The 1,355-nt window shown below is 33.4% G+C and carries 2 protein-coding genes; both read left to right on the forward strand.

What is annotated here, in order from left to right; translation table 11 throughout:
• Nucleotides 1-207 precede the first annotated feature (207 nt).
• Nucleotides 208-570 (forward strand): PadR family transcriptional regulator, encoded by a 363-nt coding sequence (locus tag ACQV2P_RS08630; protein WP_428882418.1) that lies wholly within the window; start codon nt 208-210, stop codon nt 568-570.
• Entirely contained in the window at nt 560-1,306 is a 747-nt protein-coding gene (locus ACQV2P_RS08635) for an HAAS domain-containing protein (protein ID WP_428882416.1), read from the forward strand. Before ACQV2P_RS08630 ends, ACQV2P_RS08635 begins: the two co-directional genes overlap by 11 nt.
• Nucleotides 1,307-1,355: the final 49 nt, after the last annotated feature.

Here is a 1,355-nt window from a genome sequence, read left to right on the forward strand (position 1 = left end):
AGACTCACTGGCTCTTTTTCTAATTTATATGGCTAAGTTCATTTTACAATTCACCAAAACTTAATATTAGAAGAGTCACCTCATCTTTAAGAAGGGGTAATTGAATTTTAAACTAACTCTTGCATTACAAGGTAGCTAGCTGTATAATAATCTTAAAATACTATGTAATACAAGATAGTGAATTCGTTCTGTAAAAGGAGGGGTAATTTGTCTTCTACACAAATGTTAAAAGGAGTCATTGATGGATGCATTCTGATGATTATAAAAAATAAAGAAGCATATGGTTATGAACTGGCAGAAAAATTATCCCGTTATGGTTTTCATTCGATGAGTGAGGGTACGATCTATCCTTTATTAATGCGAATGAAAAGAGAGGGTTTAGTATCATCGACACTAAAAAAATCCACTGCAGGCCCCAAAAGGAAATATTATTCCCTGACTGAAAAAGGCGCAGATGAATTGGATCATTTTATTAAGCGCTGGGAAAACCTTCAAAGTAGCGTTAACAAGGTTTTAAATAGAGAGTCGTACACGGATAGTGATAAAGGAGATGGAACAAATGGAAAATAATACTCAACTATCGAAACAAAGTAAAGAGTTTTTAGAAAATCTAACCGTATACTTAGTTTCTAAAGGTAAGGAAACGAATGAGATTGAGGAGATAGTTAGTGAGTTAGAAGATCATCTCATACAAGCTGAAGGCCAAGGGAAGCCGATTGAGCATATTATTGGTTCGTCGCCTAAAGATTATATGAGGTCAATAGCCAATGAAATGTTAGTTGATCACCGTTCTGCTATTAAGAATATTATTGGCATTATGGTTGCATCCTATTCTTTCATTATCTTACCTAATTTGATGAGAGGCGAATTCTCTTTTTCGATTCTAGAGATTATGGGTCATTTAGTTATTGCTGGAGCATTTATTGTTGCAGTGCTTGCTGCTTTTAGAAATATTATTCCAGCTAGATTATCAGACAAAATGAAGTATTTAGTATTTGCTATTATTTCACTTGTAACTATAGCTGCCTATGTTGCTTTATATTATGTAGATAGTATGACTCAAACACCAATTATAACATTAGACTCCACCGTCAGCCTTCTCATTGGGTCTATTATGGTGTTGAACTTAATTTTATTATCAATTTGGTCCAAAACAGCGGTTTTACTCGTAACACTTTTGTTAATTACACTACCAGAATATCTTTTAAATCTATCGCCTCTTCCCTACGAGTTAAAGCAAATTTTAACTTTGATTATTATGATAGGAGGATTTGCACTGTATGCTTGGTTTGTTTTAAAAAGATAAATTATCATAACAAGTGCAACGTTCAATAAACGCAGAGTTCATTAGCTAT

This window comes from Facklamia sp. P12932, assembly GCF_050409545.1.
GTDB lineage: Bacteria > Bacillota > Bacilli > Lactobacillales > Aerococcaceae > Facklamia.